14 protein-coding genes and 3 tRNA genes are annotated in these 18,876 nt (G+C 63.1%); 9 read left to right on the forward strand and 8 right to left on the reverse strand.

Annotation, left to right across the window (positions count from 1 at the left end; all coding sequences use genetic code 11):
• The first annotated feature begins 57 nt into the window (after positions 1-57).
• A complete protein-coding gene (locus FHS03_RS06685) occupies positions 58-660 on the forward strand; it encodes a YdeI/OmpD-associated family protein (protein WP_183440247.1) in 603 nt (200 codons plus the stop codon).
• 1 nt (position 661) lies between these two features.
• On the opposite strand, the gene FHS03_RS06690 is transcribed toward FHS03_RS06685, so the two are convergent.
• The 3 genes from FHS03_RS06690 to FHS03_RS06700 all read right to left on the reverse strand — a co-directional run bounded on the left by FHS03_RS06690 (position 662) and on the right by FHS03_RS06700 (position 4,423).
• Positions 662-1,408 (reverse strand): SDR family NAD(P)-dependent oxidoreductase, encoded by a 747-nt coding sequence (locus tag FHS03_RS06690; protein WP_183440248.1) that lies wholly within the window; start codon positions 1,406-1,408, stop codon positions 662-664.
• A gap of 135 nt (positions 1,409-1,543) precedes the next feature.
• Positions 1,544-3,175 carry an HAL/PAL/TAL family ammonia-lyase gene (locus FHS03_RS06695; protein WP_183440249.1) on the reverse strand — a complete coding sequence of 544 codons (1,632 nt, stop codon included), beginning with the start codon at positions 3,173-3,175 and terminating at the stop codon, positions 1,544-1,546.
• A gap of 15 nt (positions 3,176-3,190) precedes the next feature.
• Entirely contained in the window at positions 3,191-4,423 is a 1,233-nt protein-coding gene (locus FHS03_RS06700) for a urate hydroxylase PuuD (RefSeq protein WP_183440250.1), read from the reverse strand.
• A 276-nt stretch (positions 4,424-4,699) separates the two neighbouring features.
• On the opposite strand from FHS03_RS06700, the gene FHS03_RS06705 reads away from it, so the two are divergent.
• From FHS03_RS06705 to xdhB, 4 genes are all read left to right on the forward strand, one after another.
• The gene (locus FHS03_RS06705) at positions 4,700-5,635 is read left to right on the forward strand and encodes a LysR family transcriptional regulator (protein WP_183440251.1); all 936 of its coding nucleotides are present in this window, start codon (positions 4,700-4,702) and stop codon (positions 5,633-5,635) included.
• 168 nt (positions 5,636-5,803) lie between these two features.
• On the forward strand, positions 5,804-7,102 hold the full coding sequence (locus tag FHS03_RS06710; protein WP_183440252.1) for an NCS2 family permease: 1,299 nt from the start codon (positions 5,804-5,806) through the stop codon (positions 7,100-7,102).
• Between the two features lie 15 nt (positions 7,103-7,117).
• On the forward strand, positions 7,118-8,608 hold the full coding sequence (gene xdhA, locus FHS03_RS06715) for a xanthine dehydrogenase small subunit (RefSeq protein ID WP_183440253.1): 1,491 nt from the start codon (positions 7,118-7,120) through the stop codon (positions 8,606-8,608).
• Complete coding sequence (xdhB, locus tag FHS03_RS06720) at positions 8,605-10,956, forward strand: xanthine dehydrogenase molybdopterin binding subunit (RefSeq protein ID WP_183440254.1); 2,352 nt, start codon at positions 8,605-8,607, stop codon at positions 10,954-10,956. The genes xdhA and xdhB overlap by 4 nt, the downstream gene beginning before the upstream one ends.
• A 2-nt stretch (positions 10,957-10,958) precedes the next feature.
• Here xdhB and FHS03_RS06725 read toward each other — a convergent pair whose 3' ends face one another.
• The 4 genes from FHS03_RS06725 to rnr all read right to left on the reverse strand — a co-directional run bounded on the left by FHS03_RS06725 (position 10,959) and on the right by rnr (position 15,847).
• Positions 10,959-11,642: a YceH family protein gene (locus FHS03_RS06725; RefSeq protein WP_371871612.1), complete on the reverse strand. Its 684-nt coding sequence runs from the start codon at positions 11,640-11,642 to the stop codon at positions 10,959-10,961.
• A gap of 9 nt (positions 11,643-11,651) precedes the next feature.
• Positions 11,652-12,398, reverse strand: a complete 747-nt coding sequence (gene cysE / locus FHS03_RS06730) for a serine O-acetyltransferase (protein ID WP_183440255.1) — start codon at positions 12,396-12,398, stop codon at positions 11,652-11,654.
• Between the two features lie 96 nt (positions 12,399-12,494).
• A complete protein-coding gene (gene rlmB, locus FHS03_RS06735; RefSeq protein ID WP_176348530.1) occupies positions 12,495-13,226 on the reverse strand; it encodes a 23S rRNA (guanosine(2251)-2'-O)-methyltransferase RlmB in 732 nt (243 codons plus the stop codon).
• 107 nt (positions 13,227-13,333) lie between these two features.
• Positions 13,334-15,847: a ribonuclease R gene (gene rnr, locus FHS03_RS06740; RefSeq protein ID WP_183440256.1), complete on the reverse strand. Its 2,514-nt coding sequence runs from the start codon at positions 15,845-15,847 to the stop codon at positions 13,334-13,336.
• Between the two features lie 314 nt (positions 15,848-16,161).
• On the opposite strand from rnr, the gene FHS03_RS06745 reads away from it, so the two are divergent.
• From FHS03_RS06745 to FHS03_RS06760, 4 genes are all read left to right on the forward strand, one after another.
• Positions 16,162-16,246 (forward strand) — tRNA-Leu (locus FHS03_RS06745).
• A gap of 167 nt (positions 16,247-16,413) precedes the next feature.
• On the forward strand, positions 16,414-17,517 hold the full coding sequence (locus FHS03_RS06750) for an NF038122 family metalloprotease (RefSeq protein WP_183440257.1): 1,104 nt from the start codon (positions 16,414-16,416) through the stop codon (positions 17,515-17,517).
• 72 nt (positions 17,518-17,589) lie between these two features.
• Positions 17,590-17,674, forward strand: a tRNA-Leu gene (locus FHS03_RS06755).
• A 35-nt stretch (positions 17,675-17,709) separates the two neighbouring features.
• Positions 17,710-17,794: transfer RNA gene (locus tag FHS03_RS06760), tRNA-Leu, on the forward strand.
• Between the two features lie 203 nt (positions 17,795-17,997).
• Here the strand turns inward: FHS03_RS06760 and FHS03_RS06765 are convergent.
• On the reverse strand, positions 17,998-18,852 hold the full coding sequence (locus tag FHS03_RS06765) for an SDR family oxidoreductase (protein WP_183440258.1): 855 nt from the start codon (positions 18,850-18,852) through the stop codon (positions 17,998-18,000).
• Positions 18,853-18,876 lie beyond the last annotated feature (24 nt).

Genomic DNA, 18,876 nt, shown 5'->3' on the forward strand with positions numbered 1-18,876 from the left:
GACGGCGCCGCCGCGCATGCGTATATTGCAGGAATCGCCTTTAGCTAAAGCCTTGCTATGCCAATTCTCGATCCGCGCATCGACGCCTATATCGCCAAATCGGCCGAATTCGCCCAACCCATCCTCACCCATCTGCGCGCGCTGGTGCACGCCAGCTGTCCGGAGGTGGAGGAAACCGTGAAGTGGGGCATGCCGCACTTTATGTACAAGGGCATGTTGTGCAATATGGCCGCCTTCAAGCAGCACTGCAGCTTCGGCTTCTGGAAAGCGGAGATGCTGTTGTCCCAGGCCGACACCAAGACCGAGGAAGCCATGGGCCAGTTCGGCCGCATCGCATCGCTCAAGGATCTGCCGCCGAAAAAGACCCTGGCCGGCTATATCAAGAAGGCCATGCAGCTCAATGAGGATGGTGCGAAGGCGCCAGCCAAAGCCAAAACGGCCAAGCCCGAGCTGCAAGTGCAGGACTACTTCCTCGCCGCGCTGGAAGCGCAGCCGGCCGCCCTCACGCATTTCGACGCCTTCAGCACCAGCAAAAAGCGCGACTACGTGGAGTGGCTGGACGAAGCCAAGACCGAGGCCACGCGTCTGCGCCGCCTGGAGCAGGCGGTGGAGTGGATCGCGGAAGGAAAATCGCGCAACTGGAAATACGAGAAGTGCTGAGCTAGCACGCCGTGGTGCCGCCGTCCATCAGATAAAAAGCGCCGGTGGTAAAGGAAGACTGGGGCGACAGCAGAAACGCCACGGTTTCGGCAACCTCCTCCGGCGTGCCCAGTCGCTGCATGGGCTGCGATGCGGCGAATCCATCCCGCACCTCCTGCGGCAAATCCAGCATGGAGGCGGTGGCGATATAGCCTGGGCCGATGGCGTTGATGCGTATGCCGCGATCAGCATAGTCGAGCGCCGCGGCGCGGGTCAGGCCGACAATGCCATGTTTGGAAGCGGTATAGGCGGCGCTGCCCGCCACGCCTACCGCGCCGGCTCCCGAGGACATATTCACGATGGCGCCGCCCCCGGCAGACAGCAGGGCCGGAATCTGGTACTTCATGCCGTAGAAAATACCCGATAGATTGATGCGCAGCAGCCGGTCCCACTCTTCCACCTCCACGTCCGCCAGCGCTACGCCGTGGCGGCCGATGATGCCCGCGTTGTTGACGGCAAAATGCAGCGCACCGAAACGATGCAGCGCCTGCCGCACCGCAGCCTGCGCGGCGGCAGGGTCGGCAACGTCGCAGTTCAGCGCCAGCGTCCGTTCGCCGCGATGGTCCAGCGCCTGCGCAAGCTGCTGCGCACCTTCCTGATCGGTGTCGCACAGCACCAGCCGCGCGCCGCGCTTGAACAGACACTGCGCGATGGCTTTTCCCAGGCCGTTGGCGGCCCCCGTCACAATGGCGGTCTTTTGTTCGAACATAGCGTCCTCACTGCAACGGAAACATCTGTCCGACTATATGCCGGATAAAGTATGGGAGGCGCAGCATTGAAAAAACTGTCCGCCACGCCTTTGCTTCACCACGCGCGACGGACAGCGAAACAGGCATGGACTTACTCAGTTTTCGGCAAACTTGCCGATGGCGCGCACCACGGCTTGGCGCACGGAGCCGCTGGCAACGAAGGAATACGCCGTCTGGATATCGTTGTGGAACCAGCGGTCGCCATCCAGGCTGGCTGGGATCTGGCGGCGGATTTCGTCATACGCCGCCTGCGTTCCCTGGCCGAGAGCGAAACCGGGCAGCAGATTTTCGGTCATGGTCAGCGCCTGGGCCGCCAGCAGCATTTCCACGCCGACGATATAGCGCGTGTTCTCCACCACCGTGGCGGCCTTGCGCGCGCACCAGGTGGAATTGGACACATGGTCCTCGCTATTGCCCTTGGACGGGATGCTATCCACGCTGCCCGGCATGCACAGGGTACGGTTTTCCATCACCAGTGAGCTGAGCGAGCATTGCACCACGGGATAGCCGGTATTCACGCCGCGCACGCCGCTCATCAGATTGCGCGGCAAGCCCCAGGACAAGCTTGGGTCGATCAGGCGCGCCACGCGGCGTTCGCAGATGCTGCCCAGGTCCGTTACCGCCATCGCCAACAAGTCCATGGCCTGCGCCAGATACTGGCCGTGGAAATTGCCGCCCGAAATGATCTCGAAGCCGCCGCCATCCTTGCCGAAGATGAGCGGGTTGTCGGTGGCGGAGTTGATTTCCTTGTCCACGATATTGTCGATATAGTCCAGCGCATCGAACACCGGGCCGTAGACCTGGGGCGCGCAGCGCAGCGAATACACGTCCTGGATGCGCGCGGTGTAGGGAATGTCGTTGCGGCGCAATTCATCGGGCAGTTGCACCGAGCGCGCCTCGTGCGTGGTGCGGGTCGAGCCTTTCAGCAGCGTGCGCACGATGGCGGCGGTCTTGATCTGGCCCGCATGCGGGCGGGCTTTCTGGATACGCGGATCGAATGCCGCCATCTCGGCGCGCATCGCCTCCAGCGTCAGACCTAGCGACAGACAAGCGTCGCTGAGCAGGGTGCGCGCGTCGTGGGCTGCCAGCACGGCCACGGCCAACGAAGCGGTGCAGCCATTGATCAGGGCCGAGGCATCCTTGGCCTTCAGGTCGAACTTGACGGGACCGATACCGGCTTTCGCGATGGCTTCCGGCGCGGACATGCGGCGGCCGTCATACATCACTTCCGCCTCGTCGAAACCGGCAATGGCGGCGGCCAGATAGGACAGCGGCGCCAGGTCGCCCGACGCGCCCACCGAACCTTTCTGCGGCATGATGGGGTGGATGCGCGCATTGATGAAAGCCAGCAAACGGTCCACCACCTCCACGCGCGGCGCGGAATAATTGCTGGCGAAGGCATTCGCGCGCAGCAGCATGGTGGCGCGGCTCACCTCTTCCGAAAACGGTTCGCCCATGCCGGCGCTGTGCGCCTTGATCAGCTGCGTTTGAAACAGCTCGATATGCTCGACCTTGACGCGCGTATCCTTCAGCAGGCCGACGCCGGTATTGAAGCTGTACATCATGGGCGCTTCGTCGTGCATCCAGGTCGATTCGATATAGTCGCGGCTTTCCTCCAGCGCGGCGCGCGAGGATACTGCCAGTTCCACCCGCGCATGCGGCGCGCGGACCACGGCCAGCACCTGCCCGGCGCTCAGATTGAAGCCGTCGATGATCACTTTTTCCATTTTTTCTTCCTGTTCTCAGTTGGCGCCGGACTCGAACCAGTCGCCAATCAGTTTGCGTTCGCCATCGGTCATCTGCGTCAGATTCGCCAGCGGCATGTCCTTGCTCTGCACCACGCGCTGATACACCTTGGCGGCGTGCTGGCGCGTCAACTCCGGCGTCTGCAGCATCAAGCCGCTCGGCGGCGAAGCGAAACCGGCCTGCGTCGGCTGGGCCGAGTGGCAGGAAGCGCAGCGCTGCTGGATCACTTCCTGCACCTTGGCGAAGTCGGAATGGCCGGCCGCTGCGGGGTGAACATCGGCTGCGGCAGCCGCCGCCGGCTTGCGCGGCGCGGGAGCAATCGCAATCGCCACCGCCATCAACAGAACCACACCCGCGATCGGATACGCCACCGACACCTTGCCCGCATGGCGCAGATTGAAGAAGTGGCGAATCAACACGCCGGCGGCCATGATGGCGGCCAGAATCAGCCAGCTATACGCATGGCCGTAGGTCATCGCATAGTGGTTGCTGATCATGATGAGCAGCACCGGCAGCGTGAAGTAGTTGTTATGCACGCTGCGCTGCTTGGCCTTCTTGCCATAGATCGGATCAGGCGATTTCCCTTCCTTCATGGCTTCCACCAGCTTGCGCTGGCCGGGAATGATCACGAACAGCACATTCCCCACCATCATGGTGCCGATCATCGCGCCCACATGGATATAGGCCGCGCGCCCGCTCAGCAGCTTGGTCAGGACAAAGCCCGCCGCTACGATCAGCAGGAACATCACCACGCCCAGCAAACCTTCGCGCTGGCCCAGCGGCGATTTGCACAGCAGGTCGTACACCAGCCAGCCCAGGGCCAGCGTGCCAAGGCCCACGCCCACCGCCTGCGCCGGACTCAGATCGGCCACACTGCGGTCGATCATCATGGCCGAAGCATTGAAGTAGTAGACGATGAAGAGCATGGCGAAGCCGCTCAGCCAGGTGGCATAGGCTTCCCACTTGAACCAGTGCAGCTCGGCCGGCAGCTCGGCCGGCGCCACCAGGTATTTCTGCGGGTTGTAGAAGCCGCCGCCGTGCACGGCCCACAGCTCGCCCATCACGCCTTTCCTGGCGAGCGCACTGCCCGCCTGCGGCGGCCGGATCGAGTTGTCCAGCCAGACGAAGTAAAAGGAGGCGCCGATCCAGGCAATGCCGGTGATCAGGTGCAGCCAGCGCACCAAGAGGTTCAGCCACTCCACTCCATAGGGTCCGAATAGTGCTTCCATGTCTCTTCCATTTTGTTGTCCCATCTGCCTCTGCGGGCAATTCAGATGGCTGAGGACTGCGCCTCCAACCGGTCGTTCCTCCGTCGCCGCTACGACCGTCATGACCGGCATGGCGCCGGGGTGAGTGAAAAGATAAGGGTTGAAGGCGCGCCTCGTCCTGCATGTTTTTTTATAACTGCCATATGCGCGGACATATACATGCAAGGCCCGGAAATATGCGACTCTCTTTCCGATACTTATAAAAGCGCCATCGAGCGCATAAAGAGGAGACAAACCATGTCGCGGTTGCCGGAGCATCTGGATCTGCATCTGATCCGCATTCTGTATTTGCTGTTGTGTGAAAAGAACGTCTCGCGCGTGGCGCTGAAGCTGAACCAGCCGCAGCCCTCGATCTCGGCCTCGCTGCGCCGCCTGCGCGAGCTGACCGGCGATCCCCTGCTGGTACGCGGCGGGCGCGGCATGGTGCCGACCCAGCACGGCGAAAGCCTGCTGAAGCCCGCCAAGCGCATCCTCGACGAAACCGAAAACCTGTTCATGCCGAAAACGGCCTTCGTGCCGCTTGAGGAAGCGCGCACCTTCCACATCGCCGCGCCGGACTATATGAACACGCAGTTTTTCACCGAGGTGATCGCCCGCCTGCGCCGCGAATCGCCGCGCAGCCGCATGGTGATCCATGCGCTGGGGCCGGAGTCCGATTATGTGCGCCTGCTGTCGGACGGCGAGCTGGATCTGGTGGTCGCCAACTGGGACGAGCCGCCCGCCCATCTGCATATCTCCAAGCTGTTCGACGATCCCATCGTCTGCCTGATGCGCGCGAACACGGCCTATGCGCGCCGCACCAACAAGGACGGCATGACGGTCGAAGACTATCTCTCGCTGCCCCATGCCGCGCCGACCCAGATCCTGCCCGGCTACCACGGCAACATCGACGCCTTCCTCGAACAGCAGAATATGGAGCGCAATGTGGTGGTCGAATCGGCCCACTTCCGCATGCTGCCGTATATGGTGGCGCAAACCGATCTGGTGCTGACGGCGGGCCAGCAGTTCGCCAGCTACTACGAGAACACGCTAGGCCTCAAATCCTACAAGGTGCCCATCAAATTCCCGCCGCTGCGCTTTTACCAGCTGTGGCACGAGCGCTCGCACCAGGCCACCGAGCACAAATGGCTGCGCGCCCAGGTCACGGCCGCGGCCAAGCTGCTGTCGAAATAATTGTATAGCGGCCAGCCGATACCCGGTATTCAGCTGGCGATACGAGCAAACCTGTTATTTGCACGACATTAGATAGGCTGCGGCCCTTTCCGCACAACGCCAGTTTTTCGACCGGCGCAGACCGGCGAGTTTTCCGGCGTCAAAAAACCATAAACAGAGACACGAGACATGAACTTCCTTGAAAACTTCTTCAAGCTGAGTGCTAACGGCACCACCGTGCGCACCGAGCTTCTGGCTGGCCTCACCACCTTCCTGACGATGGCCTACATCATCTTCGTCAATCCCTCGATCCTGGGCGATGCCGGCATGCCCAAGGACGCGGTCTTCGTCGCCACCTGCGTGGCGGCGGCGGTGGGCACGCTCATCATGGGCTTGTACGCGAACTATCCGATCGGCCTGGCGCCGAGCATGGGCCTGAACGCCTACTTCGCCTACGGCGTGGTGAAAGGCATGGGCTTCAGCTGGGAAGCGGCGCTGGGCGCGGTGTTCATCTCCGGCTGCCTGTTCCTCGTCGTCAGCCTGTTCAAGATTCGTGAACTCATCATCAACAGCATTCCGGCTTCGCTGCGCATCGCCATCCCGGCCGGCATCGGCCTGTTCCTGGCGCTGATCTCGCTGAAGAACGCGGGCATCGTGGTGGCCAATCCCGCCACCTTCGTCACCATGGGCGACCTGCATTCGCCGGCGCCGGTGCTGGCGATCCTCGGCTTCCTCATCATCGTGGCGCTGGATAGGCTGCGCGTGCCGGGTGCCCTGCTGATCGGCATCCTGTCGGTCACGGTGCTGAGCTTCTTCTTCGGCGGCAATCACTTCAACGGCATTGTTTCCGCCCCGCCCTCGCTGGCGCCGACCGTGATGAAGCTGGACTTGATGGGTGCCATCGCCCATGGCCTGATCAATGTGGTCCTGGTCTTCTTCCTGGTTGAGCTGTTCGACGCCACCGGCACCCTGATCGGCGTGGCGCAACGCGCCGGCCTGCTCAAGAACGGCAAGATGGACCGCATGAACCGCGCCCTGCTGGCCGACAGCGGCGCCATCGTCGTCGGCTCGGTGCTCGGCACCTCCAGCACCACCGCCTATATCGAAAGCGCGGCCGGCGTGCAGGAAGGCGGCCGCACCGGTCTGACCGCCGTCGCCATCGCCGTGCTGTTCCTGCTCTGCCTTTTCATCGCGCCGCTGGCCGGCGTGGTTCCCGCCTACGCCACCGCACCGGCCCTGTTCTTCGTGGCCTGCCTGATGCTGCGCGAACTGGCCGAGATCAACTGGCACGAAACCACCGAATGCGTGCCCGCCGTGGTCACGGCCCTGGTCATGCCCTTCACCTATTCGATTGCCAACGGCCTGGCACTGGGCTTCATCAGCTACGCCGTGCTCAAGCTGCTGACCGGCCAGCACCGCCAGGTCAGCACCGTGATCTGGGGGATCGCCGGCGTCTTCCTGTTCAAAACCATTTACCTGCCCGGCTGATTCTGGAGAAGTACGATGTCCGAACCGATTCGTTTCTACTACCAGGGCAAGGTGCGCGAAGCCGGCGCCCTGTCGCCCACGCGCACGGTCCTGCAGCATCTGCGCGAAGACCTGCACTGCACCGGCACCAAGGAAGGCTGCGCCGAAGGCGACTGCGGCGCCTGCACCGTGGTGATCGGCACGCTGAAGGATGGCGGTCTTGAACTGAAGAGCGTGAACTCCTGCATACAGTTCCTGCCCACGCTGGACGGTAAAGCCCTGTTCACCGTGGAAGACCTGAAGCAGGACAACGGCCGCCTGCATCCGGTGCAGCAAGCCCTGGTGGAATACCACGGATCGCAATGCGGCTTCTGTACGCCGGGCTTCGCCATGTCGCTATGGAGCTTGTACCTAAAGCAGGAAGGCGCCGCGCAACCGCCCTGCCGCAAGCAGATCGATGAAACCCTATCCGGCAACCTATGCCGCTGCACGGGCTACCGCCCCATCATCGACGCGGCCCAGCGCATGGGCGAGCTGCCGCATGCGGCCTTCGACCGCGCCGCCGTACAGGCCGCGCTGGAAAGCCTGCAAAGAGAGCGCATGTTCAGCTATACCCACGACAGCCAAACCTTCCACGCGCCACGTACCCTGGACGAGCTGGCGGCCCTGCGCGCCGCCAAGCCCGCAGCCACCATCCTGTCCGGCTCCACCGATGTTGGCCTATGGGTGACCAAACAGATGCGCGATCTGGGCGATGTGATCTATGTGCGCCAGGTTCCCGAACTGCTGCGCATGCGGACGTATGGCGGCATCCTCGAAATCGGCGCCGCCGTCTCGCTGGACGACGCCTACCGCGCCATTTGCGAGCACTATCCGCAGGAATTGACGGAGCTGTGGCAACGCTTCGCCTCCCAGCCCATCCGCAACACCGGCACCCTGGGCGGCAGCGTCGCCAACGGTTCGCCCATCGGAGATTCCGCGCCGTGGATGATCGCGCTCGGCGCGCGCATCGTGCTGCGCAGCGCCGAAGGCCAGCGCACCATGCCGCTGCAGGACTTCTACCTCGACTATATGAAGAAAAACTGGCAGCCCGGCGAGTTCGTGGAAGCCGTGCGCATCCCCCTGCCTCACACCGGCCTGCAATTCCGCACCTACAAACTGGCCAAGCGCTACGACCAGGATATTTCCGCCGTCTGCGCCGCCTTCGCCATGACGCTGGACAAGGCCGGCGTCGCGCGCAATGTGCATATCGCTTTCGGCGGCATGGCCGCCACTTCGCGCCGCGCACCGCTGGCCGAAGCCGCACTCGAAGGCCAGCCCTGGAACGAGGCCGCCCTAAACGCCGCCATGGCCGCGCTGGCCCAGGACTACACGCCCCTCAGCGATATGCGCGCCAGCGCGCTCTACCGCATGCGCACGGCGCAAAACCTGCTGCGCCGCTTCTGGCTTGAGACGCGCCCGGAACAGCCTTTGCCGGCCGCCGCAATCAACGCCTTCGCCTACTCAGATAACTACGCACTCGCATGAACAGCAAAACCGAAGCATTCCTGACGCCGGAGTCGGTCAAGGCATGGGCCGAAGTCGGCCTCTCGCATCCGCACGAATCGGCCATCCTGCACGTCCTGGGAGAGGCCACGTACACCGACGACATTCCCGAAGCCCAGGGCACGTTGCATGCGGCGCTGGGCCTGTCCGCCAAAGCCCACGCGCGCATCACCGCGCTGAACCTGGCGCCGGTACTGGCCGCGCCAGGCGTGGTGGCGGCCTACACCTGGCGCGACATCCCCGGCACCAATGACTGCGGCCCCATCATCCACGACGATCCGATCCTGGCCGAGGAAAAGGTCGAATATGTAGGCCAGCCCATCTTCATCGTGGTGGCGGATTCGCACGACAACGCCCGCCGCGCGGCGCGCAAGGCCGAGGTGCAATACGAGGAGCTGCCCGCCATCCTGACGCCGGAAGCGGCGCGCGACGCCCAGTCTTTCGTGGTGCCGCCCATGCGCCTGGCGCGCGGCGATGCGCAACAGGCACTGGAAGCCTCGCCGCATCGCGTAAAAGGCAAGCTGCATGTGGGCGGTCAGGAACAGTTCTACCTTGAAGGCCAGATTTCCTACGCCATTCCCAAGGAAGGCGACGGCATGCTGGTGCTGTGTTCCACCCAGCACCCCACCGAAATGCAGCATGTGGTGGCACACGCCCTGCATCGCCCATCGCACGCCATCGTGGTCGAATGCCGGCGCATGGGCGGCGGCTTTGGCGGCAAGGAATCGCAATCGGCGCTGTGGGCCGCCTGCGCCGCCATCAGCGCGGCGAAGCTGAAGCGCCCCGTCAAGCTGCGTGCCGACCGCGACGACGATATGATGGTGACGGGCAAGCGCCATTGCTTCTACTACGAATACGAGATCGGCCACGATGCGGATGGCCGCATCACCGCCGCCAAGGTCGAGATGGTGTCGCGCGCCGGTTTCTCGGCCGACCTTTCGGCGCCGGTCGCCACCCGCGCCATCTGCCACTTCGACAATACCTACTACCTGAGCGACGTCGATATCCGCGCCATGGCGGGCAAGACCAACACGCAGTCGAATACGGCCTTTCGTGGCTTCGGCGGCCCGCAAGGCGCCATCGCCATCGAATACATCGTCGATGAAATCGCGCGCAATCTGGGCAAGGACGCGCTGGACGTGCGCAAGATCAACTTCTACGGCCGCAACGATGAGGAAGGCCGCAATGTCACGCAATACGGCCAGAAGGTGGTCGACAACGTCATCCACGAACTGGTGGCCCAGCTGGAGCACGACAGCGCCTACCGCACCCGCCGCGCCGCCATCGATGAATTCAATGCGCGCAGCGCGGTGCTGAAGAAAGGCCTGGCACTGACGCCAGTGAAGTTCGGCATCGCCTTCAATGTCACCCACTTCAACCAGGCCGGCGCGCTGGTCCACATCTATACGGATGGCTCGGTGCTGGTCAATCACGGCGGTACCGAAATGGGCCAGGGCATCAACACCAAGGTCTGCCAGGTGGTGGCGCATGAACTGGGCATCCCGCTGCACCGCGTGCGCATCAGCGCCACCGATACCAGCAAGGTCGCCAACACATCGGCCACCGCCGCCTCCACCGGCGCGGACCTGAACGGCAAGGCGGCGCAGGACGCGGCCCACACCCTGCGCCAGCGCCTCGCCAACTTCGCCGCCGCGCAATTCGGCTGCGAGCTGGCCGAGGTGCAGTTCGCCGACGGCGTGGTGTATGGCGGGCCAGGCGCGGTCATGTCCTTCGCGGGTCTGGTGCAGAAGGCCTACCTGGCGCGCATCCAGCTCTGGTCGGACGGCTTCTACGCCACGCCGGGCCTGAGCTGGGACCCGAAAACCATGAGCGGCAATCCCTTCGGCTATTTCGCCTATGGCGCTTCGGTGTCGGAAGTGATCGTCGATACGCTGACGGGGGAATGGAAGCTGCTGGAAGCGAATGCGCTGTACGACGCGGGCAATTCACTGAATCCGGCCATCGATATCGGCCAGGTGGAAGGCGCCTTCATCCAGGGCATGGGTTGGCTGACGACCGAGGAGCTGTGGTGGAATGCGGGCGGCAAGCTGATGACGCACGCGCCGTCGACTTACAAGATTCCGGCAATATCGGACTGCCCGCGCAATCTGGAGGTGAAGCTGTTCAAGAACCGCAACAGCTTCGACAGCATCCACCGCTCCAAGGCGGTGGGCGAGCCGCCGCTGCTGCTGCCCTTCTCGGTATTCCTGGCGATCCGCGACGCGGTATCGGCGGTGGGCGGCCACCGCCACAATCCGCCGCTGCGCGCCCCGGCCACCTGCGAATCCATTCTCGACGCCATCGACGCCGTGCGCGCTGCCGCGGATTAAGCTTATTCGAACTGTTTTTTGAACTGTTCGAACTGCGCGGCGAGATCGGCGAAATCGGCGCGCAGTTGCTGGACTTCCTGCTCCAGCTGGGCCACGCGGTCGTTGCGCGAGCCGCTGCTGACGCTGGCGGCGTAACCGGCGGCGGTTTCCTCGCGCGCCAGCACTTCTTCGCCGCCCAGCAGTTGGCCGTAGCGCGGCTCCTTGGTGCCCGGCGCCAGCGCCAGCTTGGCCACCAGCGGCGGATATTTATCGATCAGGAATTGCAGCGCGGTTTCCACCTCGGCTACGCTCTTGAAATCGTGCATGCGGCCGGTGCGGGTGCGGATCTCGCCCGCCGTCTGCAGGCCGCGCAGCATCAGCACGGTGAGCACGGCAACCTTGTCCTGCTCCAGCGACCACTTGATGCGCATGCGGTGCTCGTACTTGCTGACGCGGGCGCCGGCCTGGCTGATCTGGTTCACCAGGCGGCGTTCGATCAGGCGCTGCAGCACATCGGACACCGTGTCTTCCGACAGCTGCATCACCGGATCGCGGCTGGAAAGCTGGTTGCAGCCATTGGTGATGGCGTTCAGCGACATCGGGTAGTTATCCGGCGTCAGCGCTTCCTTTTCGGCCAGCACCGCCAGCACACGGATTTCAAACGGGTCCAGGGTATCGGCGTTATCCGCCGCGGCTTCCATGCTCATGCTTTTCCTTTATTCGACAAGCTTGTTCAATTGCGCCGGGTCGAAGTTATCGCACTCGGCAATCTTGGGGCAATCCAGCCCCGCCGCTTTCAACACCGCCATGATGCGCTCGATCTGCTGTTCCTGGGCGTCGGCGTGGCTAATCAAGCCACGCAGGGCTTTGGACAGGGGATCGTCCCCGTTCGGCGTCACGCCATAAGCCGAGAACAGGCGCGAGGTCGCGGAGCCATGGCCCTGCTGCTCCTTCTGCACGATATGGGCCGGATTGCCGACCGCCGTCGCGCCGGCGGGCACGTTCTTCAGCAGCACGGCGTTCGAGCCGACCTTGGCATATTCGCCGATGGTAAAGCCGCCCAGCACCTTGGCGCCCGCGCCGATGATGACGCCGCGCTCCAGCGTGGGATGGCGCTTGGCCCCCGCGTGCAGCGAAGTGCCGCCCAGCGTCACGCCCTGGTAGATGGTGCAATCGTCCCCCACCTCGGCCGTTTCGCCGATCACCACGCCGAAACCGTGGTCGATGAAGACACGGTTGCCGATCTTCGCGCCGGGATGGATCTCGATGCCGGTGACGATGCGCGCCAGGTAGGAGATGAAACGCCCCAGCCATTTCAGGCCGTGCGTCCAGCACCAGTGCGCCGAGCGGTGCATGGCAATCGCCTGCAGGCCGGGATAACAGGTCAGCACCTCCCAGCCGTTGCGGGCTGCGGGATCGCGTTCGATGATGCTGCTGATGTCCTGGCGTAGTTGGCGAAACATGAAAGGGAAACAGAAAATACGCGGTGAATGCGGATACGCTCATGGTAGCGCATCCGCCGGGGGAGTGCTGGAGGGGAAACTCGACTACAACCGCGCTCAGCCCTCTTTGGCGATGCGCTGGCGGCGCGCTTCGTACAGGCAGACGCCGGAAGCGACCGACACGTTCAGGCTTTCCACCGAGCCGAACATCGGGATGCTGACCAGCATATCGCAAGTTTCGCGCGTCAGGCGGCGCATGCCCTCGCCTTCGGAACCCATCACCAGCGCGGTCGGGCCGGTGAAATCGGCTTCGTACAGGCCTTTCTCGCCGTCGTCGGAAGTGCCGATCAGCCAGATATCGCGCTCTTTCAGCTCGCGCAGGGTGCGCGCCAGATTGGTCACGGTGATGTAAGGCACGGTCTCGGCGGCGCCGCTGGCGACCTTGGCGGCGGTGGCGTTCAGGCCCACGGCGCGGTCCTTCGGCACGATCACGGCATGCGCGCCGACGCCGTCGGCCACGCGCAGGCAGGCGCCCAGATTGTGCGGATCGGTGATGCCATCCAGGACCAGCAGCAGCGGCGGGCCGTCGATGGCGTCCAGCAGCTCATCGAGGTTGCGCGCCAGCGCCAGCTGGGAGGCGAAGGCGATCACGCCCTGGTGGCGGCGGGTGCCGACGATCTTGTCGAGGCGGGCCGAATCGACCGGCATCACGCGCACGCCAAGGCCTTTGGCGGTGCCGATCAAGTCCTGCATGCGGCGATCGCTGCGGCTGGCGTCGACGAAAATCTCTTCCACCGAAGAGGCTTCGTGGCGCAGGCGGGAGGTCACGGCGTGGAAGCCGAAAATCATTTTATTCTTGGACATTTACTTCTCTTTTACTAAAGGGAATGGCCCGAGGCATTCACCGCGGGCCATCAAATCAATACAGCTTGCTATCTCTGCTTGCTATCTCTATATCAGCGCTTTTTCTTTTTCGCTGCGGCCTTGCGCGAGGTTGTGGTCTTGGCGCGCTTGGCCGGTTTCGGCGCGGCCTTCGCTTGCGGCTTGCTCTTGCTGGCCGGCGCGCTGCCAGCGCCGGCACCTGCGCTAGCCTTGGACGGATAGCGCGGCGTGATGCTTGGGCCGGGTTTCACATTGGTGCGCGCGTCAGGCTTGCGCGAGCGGCCCGCCGGTGCCTCATCGGCATCGTCGAAATCGTCGTAAGCGGCTTTGCCACGACCTTTCTTTGGCGCCGGCATACCCACCATTTCGCTGTCGGCCAGGCGCAGGTCGATCTTGCGCGACTCCAGGTCCACGCGCACCACCTGCACGTTGACGCGGTCGGTCAGCTGGTAGCGCTTGCCGGTGCGTTCGCCGCGCAGCTCATGGCGCGCATCGTCGTACTGGAAGAAGTCGGCGCCCAGGTCGGTGACGTGCACCAGGCCTTCCACGAACAGCTGGTCCAGCTGGACGAAGATGCCGAAGGTGGTCACGCCGGTGATGATGCCGCTGAACTCTTCGCCCAGCTTGTCCTGCATAAAGTAGCACTTGAGCCAGGCTTCCACGTCGCGCGACGCTTCGTCGGCGCGGCGCTCGTTGGCCGAGCAGTGGATGCCCAGCGCGTCCCAGATGGTCGGATCGGCTTTCTTCTGCTTGCCTTCCTGCTTGTCCTTCAACTGCTGCTTGCGCGTGGCGTTGGAGACATTGGTGTTCAGCACACTGGTGTCGCCCACTTTCGGCTCGTACTTCTTGCCGGCCAGGATAGCCTTGATGGCGCGGTGCGTCAGCAGGTCGGGATAGCGGCGGATCGGGCTGGTGAAGTGGGCATACGCCTCATACGCCAGGCCGAAGTGGCCGATATTGTCCGGGCTGTAGACCGCCTGCTGCATGGAGCGCAGCAGCATGGTTTGCAGCAAGGACGCGTCGGGACGCTCCTTGACCTTCTTCATCAGCTCCGCGTAATCGGCGGCCGCCGGCGTGTCGCCGCCGCCCAGATGCAGGCCGACCTGTTTCAGGAAGCTGCGCACCTGCGTCAGCTTCTCCTTGGTCGGGCCGGCGTGGATGCGGTAAGTGCCGGGATGCTTATGGCGCAGCAGCAGATCGGCCGCGCACACGTTGGCGGCCAGCATGCACTCTTCGATCAGCTTGTGCGCATCGTTGCGGGTGCGCGGAATGATCTTCTCGATCTTGCCGGCCGGGTTGCAGACGATATAGGTTTCGGTGGTTTCGAAGTCGATCGCGCCGCGTTCCAGGCGCGCTTTCAGCAGCGCGTGATAAACGTCGTACAGATTCTGCAGGTGCGGCACGATGGCCGGGCGGCGCGCCGCTTCCGGACCCTTGGTATTGCCAAGAATGGCCGCCACTTCGGTATAAGTCAGGCGCGCGGCCGAGTGGATCACGGCCGGGTAGAACTGGTAAGCCTTGATGTCGCCGGCGGCGGTGATCACCGCGTCGCACACCAGGGTCAGACGGTCCACCGCCGGATTCAGCGAGCACAGGCCGTTGGACAGCTTCTCCGGCAGCATGGGGATCACGCGGCGCGGGAAGTAGACCGAGGTGCTGCGCTCCAGCGCATCGCCGTCGAGGGAATCGTTCGGCTTCACATAGTGGCTGACGTCGGCGATGGCCACGATCAGGCGGAAGGCGTTGCTGCGGCCGATTTTCACCGGTTCGCAATACACGGCGTCATCGAAGTCGCGCGCGTCTTCGCCGTCGATGGTTACCAGCGGCACGTCGCGCAGGTCGACGCGCTCGCCCCAATCGGCTTCGTGCACCACGTCGGGCAGCTTGGCGGCCTGCTTCAGCGCGGCCGGCGAGAAGATATGCGGCACGCCGAATTTGCGCACGGCGATTTCGATCTCCATGCCGGGATCGTCCATATCACCCAGCACTTCAACGATCTTGCCGACCGGCTGTTTGAAGCGGCCCGGTTGTTCGGTCAGCTCCAGGCTGACGATCTGGCCGGACTTGGCCTTGCCGGGCGAACCCTCGAGCAGGATGTCCTGGCCGATGCGCTTGTCTTCGGGTGCGACGATCCAGACGCCGTTGTCTTTCAACAGGCGGCCGATGATATGGGTATTGCCGCGCTGGACTACTTCGACAATGGTGCCTTCTGCGCGGCCGCGGCGGTCATGGCCGGTGATGCGCGCCATGACGCGGTCGCCATGCAGCACTTTCTGCATTTCGCGCTCGGACAGGAAGAGGTCTTCGCCCGGTTCATCCGGGATCACGAAGCCGAAGCCGTCGCGGTGGCTGCTGACGCGGCCGGAAATGAATTCGGAATGGTCGGCCAATACATAGAAGCCGGAGGCGTCGGACTGAATCTGGCCGTCGCGCTCCATGGCATTCAGCCGGCGCGTTAATACAGCCTGGGAATCGGGTTTCACTTTCAGCGCCAGCGCAAGAGTACGCAGGTCGAGGGGCGCCTTGGCGCTGCGGAAAATGCCGAGAATATCCTCGCGGCTGGGAATGGTGTGGGTAGACTGGTTCAAAAGTATTTCTATGGTGTTTTTATTGATGAATAAAGCCGCATACTGCCCCCACCCGCCGCTAGACGAGGTAGTAAGCGTAGTGTACCGGAGCGCAGGCTATTTGCCTAATATGTGCGCATCGCGCGTGGGCAGCAGCGGCCTGAAAAAAAGTTTTGGCAAACACTTTGACATCCAGGAAGTTTCCTCTATAATTCTGGCTCTCGCAGCGATGCGGGGTTGCAGTAAAGAGTGGATGTGCAGTGTGGAATGAAAGTTCATCTGGCGCAAAACTCCCCAAGGCAATATAATAGCAGAAGTTGTTAAGCAGTATCAGTGCCCACGTGGCGGAATTGGTAGACGCGCATGGTTCAGGTCCATGTGCCGCAAGGTGTGGGGGTTCGAGTCCCTCCGTGGGCACCACTCTACAGAATACGCAAAAAACGCCGCAAACTTTCGAGTTTGCGGCGTTTTTTCTTTTGCGTCGCCGTTTTTGACATCGGCTGTGGCGGCCTCGCTTGTTTGCCCTTGGCGGCACGGCAGCGCATGCTTCTTGCGTCCTCAGGCTTACCTCTACTCGGGAGTCTGTCATGAACATCCTGCCCACCTCCACTCTGCTGGTCGCGCTATGCGGCGCGGCCAGCTGTTCCGCCGCGCCCCACTTCAATCTGAATTTCCTGCCCGGCACGTCCATCCAGGCGCAGCAAGGCTTTATCGAAGCCAGCCAGCGCTGGTCATCCCTGCTGCGCGACGATGTGAACATCAACCTGACGCTGGGCTTCAATCCACTCGATCCCGGCATTCTCGGCCAAGCGAGGTCGGCCGAAGATTTTTACAGCTACCACGATTACCGCGCCGCCATGCTCGGCGATATCAGCTCGGCCAGCGACCGGCTCGCCGTCAGCCATTTGCCGCTCAACAGCTTTGGCCTGCTGATCAACCGCACCGCCAACAACCCCAATGGCTACGGCAGCCCCACGCCCTATGTCGACAATAACGGCAGCGACAATAACCGCACCCTCTTCCTGACGCAGGCCCAGGCTAAGGCGCTCAAGCTGCCGGTGGCGCCGCAAACGCTGACGGGCTGCATCGGCAACTGCGACGGCTTCATCCAGTTCAGCAGCAATTTCAAATTCGACTTCAATCCGCGCAACGGCATCGATGCCGACGCCTTCGATTTTGTCGGCGTCGCCTCGCACGAGATCGGACACACGCTGGGCTTCATCAGCGGCGTCGACATCCTCGACAACAACGCGCCGCCGCACAACGGCCCCTTCGACGACAACGAATTCACCTATGTCAGCGGACTGGACATGTTCCGCTACTCCAGCCAGAGCCGCGCCGCCGGCGTGATCGACTGGACGGCCGACGCGCGCGACAAATATTTTTCGCTCGATGGCGGCGCCACGCCAGGCCCGCTCTTCTCCAACGGCGTCAACTTCGGCGACGGCCGCCAGGCCAGCCACTGGAAGGACAACCTCTACATCGGCCTGATGGACCCAACCGCCGGACGCGGCGAACTGCTGCGCATCAGCGACAACGACCGGCTGGCGATGGACGTGAACGGCTGGGACTTGCTCAACCCCGTGCCCGAACCCTCGCAAATCCTGCTGATTGGCGCCGGTTTGCCCATTCTTGCAGCAGCCCGCAATAAAAAACGAAAAATCTTTCGCAAAAGCACAAATTGCCATTGACGGAAGCCGATTCGACCTTTAAGATGCGTGCCTTCTGTTGCTGAACAACGCAACGAAGTTAAAGAAAACAAGGCCCACGTGGCGGAATTGGTAGACGCGCATGGTTCAGGTCCATGTGCCGCGAGGTGTGGGGGTTCGAGTCCCTCCGTGGGCACCAAGTCTTGTTTTCGATAACGATTGAGCAGTACCAGTGCCCACGTGGCGGAATTGGTAGACGCGCATGGTTCAGGTCCATGTGCCGCAAGGTGTGGGGGTTCGAGTCCCTCCGTGGGCACCACTCTACCGGATACGCTAAAAACGCCGCAAGCCCTCAACAGCTTGCGGCGTTTTTTCTTTTCCCCCTCCCCTTTTGATCTCCCTCAACAAATGTCCACCCTGGTGTCAGGCACTGGAGTCGGACATTCTTTGATCTAAATCAGCAAATGTCCAACCCTAGTGCCTGACACCAGGGTTGGACATTGTTTGATTTGGCGCAAAGGTTTAGGCGGTCAGGGCGGCTTTGACGGCGTCGGACAGGGTTTGGGTGGGACGGCCAATCAGCTGGCTCAGACTGCGGCTGCGGTCGTCGAGGCCGCCTTGAGAGGCGCCAATATCCGAATCGGCGATCAGCGAGGCCAGGCCTTCGGGCAAGCCCCAGCCCAGCAGCGCGGCTTTGTACTCGGCTTGCGGCAAATTCTGGTACGCGACGGGCTGGCCGGATTGACGGGCGATCTCAGCGGCTAGTTCGGCCATCGTGAAGGGGTGGTCGCCGCCCAGTTCATATATGGCTTGCGGTGGCTCCTCGGCGGTGAGGACGGCGACGGCGGCGTCGGCATAGTCGGCGCGGGCGGCGGCGGCAATGCGGCCTTCGCCGGCGCTGCCGAGCACGACGCCGTGGGCGGGGCCGCCGACGATGCTGTTGTGGTAGTTCTCGAAGTACCAGCCATTACGCAGGATGGTGTAATTCAGGCCGCTGGCGCGGATCAGCTCTTCCGTCGCTTTGTGTTCGCCGGCCAGGCCCAGCGGCGAGGTGTCGGCATGTAATACGCTGGTATAGGCCAGCAGCTTGGGCTGGGCGCGCTTGGCGGCTTCGACAGCGTTGCGGTGCTGCGGCAGGCGCTGGCCCACTTCACTGGAGGAGATCAGCAAGATCTTGTCGGCGCCCTGGAAGGCGGCGTCGAGCGAGGCGGGGTCGTTGTAGTCGGCCTGGCGCAGTTGCACGCCTTGGGCGCTGAGCGCGCCGGCCTTGGCCGGGTCGCGCACCACGGCCGCGATGCCGCTGGCGGGCAGTGTTTTGAGCAGGCTGGAAATCACGAGTTGGCCGAGCTGGCCGCTGGCGCCGGTAATGACGATCATGGCAAATCCTTTCGTTTCAGAGAT

The sequence above is a fragment of the Pseudoduganella violacea genome (genome assembly GCF_014191875.1).
GTDB classification, from domain to species: domain Bacteria; phylum Pseudomonadota; class Gammaproteobacteria; order Burkholderiales; family Burkholderiaceae_D; genus Rugamonas; species Rugamonas violacea_A.

Excerpts from the sequence above, each read along its gene's own strand:
- xdhA (WP_183440253.1), top strand. The coding sequence starts at position 7,118 with ATGTCCGAACCGATTCGTTTCTACTACCAGGGCAAGGTGCGCGAAGCC.
- xdhB (WP_183440254.1), top strand. The coding sequence starts at position 8,605 with ATGAACAGCAAAACCGAAGCATTCCTGACGCCGGAGTCGGTCAAGGCA.
- FHS03_RS06705 (WP_183440251.1), top strand. The coding sequence starts at position 4,700 with ATGTCGCGGTTGCCGGAGCATCTGGATCTGCATCTGATCCGCATTCTG.
- FHS03_RS06750 (WP_183440257.1), top strand. The coding sequence starts at position 16,414 with ATGAACATCCTGCCCACCTCCACTCTGCTGGTCGCGCTATGCGGCGCG.
- FHS03_RS06700 (WP_183440250.1), bottom strand. The coding sequence starts at position 4,423 with ATGGAAGCACTATTCGGACCCTATGGAGTGGAGTGGCTGAACCTCTTG.
- FHS03_RS06695 (WP_183440249.1), bottom strand. The coding sequence starts at position 3,175 with ATGGAAAAAGTGATCATCGACGGCTTCAATCTGAGCGCCGGGCAGGTG.
- rlmB (WP_176348530.1), bottom strand. The coding sequence starts at position 13,226 with ATGATTTTCGGCTTCCACGCCGTGACCTCCCGCCTGCGCCACGAAGCC.
- FHS03_RS06765 (WP_183440258.1), bottom strand. The coding sequence starts at position 18,852 with ATGATCGTCATTACCGGCGCCAGCGGCCAGCTCGGCCAACTCGTGATT.
- FHS03_RS06685 (WP_183440247.1), top strand. The coding sequence starts at position 58 with ATGCCAATTCTCGATCCGCGCATCGACGCCTATATCGCCAAATCGGCC.
- cysE (WP_183440255.1), bottom strand. The coding sequence starts at position 12,398 with ATGTTTCGCCAACTACGCCAGGACATCAGCAGCATCATCGAACGCGAT.
- FHS03_RS06690 (WP_183440248.1), bottom strand. The coding sequence starts at position 1,408 with ATGTTCGAACAAAAGACCGCCATTGTGACGGGGGCCGCCAACGGCCTG.
- FHS03_RS06725 (WP_371871612.1), bottom strand. The coding sequence starts at position 11,642 with ATGAGCATGGAAGCCGCGGCGGATAACGCCGATACCCTGGACCCGTTT.
- FHS03_RS06710 (WP_183440252.1), top strand. The coding sequence starts at position 5,804 with ATGAACTTCCTTGAAAACTTCTTCAAGCTGAGTGCTAACGGCACCACC.